This is a genomic window from Variovorax sp. E3 (genome assembly GCF_016082275.1).
In the GTDB taxonomy this organism is placed as follows: domain Bacteria; phylum Pseudomonadota; class Gammaproteobacteria; order Burkholderiales; family Burkholderiaceae_C; genus Variovorax.
This window is the reverse complement of record NZ_MOWM01000395.1, coordinates 1-361: the sequence shown is the minus strand read 5'-3', so window position 1 is coordinate 361 and position 361 is coordinate 1. Positions and strand designations below refer to the sequence as shown.

Sequence of the window (361 nt, the reverse complement as noted above, 5' to 3'; positions counted from 1 at the left end):
GCCTGGACCACCAGGTGAAGGTGCGCGGCTTTCGCATCGAGCTGGGAGAGGTGGAGGCGCAGCTGCTGGCACAGCCGGGCGTGCGAGAGGCGGTGGTGGTGGCGCAGGAGGGCCCCAGCGGCGCACGCCTGGTGGGCTACGTGTGCGGCCACGAAGGCCAGGCGCAACTGGAAGCGGCGAGCTTGCGCGAGCAGTTGGGCGCGGCGCTGCCGGAGTACATGGTGCCCGGGGCGATCGTGGTGCTGCAGGCGCTGCCGCTGAACGCCAACGGCAAGGTGGACCGCAAGGCGCTGCCGGAGCCGGCGTACGCGGCGGGGCGCGACTACGAGGCGCCGCAGGGCGAGGTGGAGCAGGCGCTGGC

The 361-nt window shown here is 73.7% G+C and carries 1 pseudogene; it reads left to right on the top strand.

Annotated features, from left to right (window positions below):
- Positions 1-361, top strand: a pseudogene (locus tag BMG07_RS41065) (non-ribosomal peptide synthetase); the annotation flags it as partial.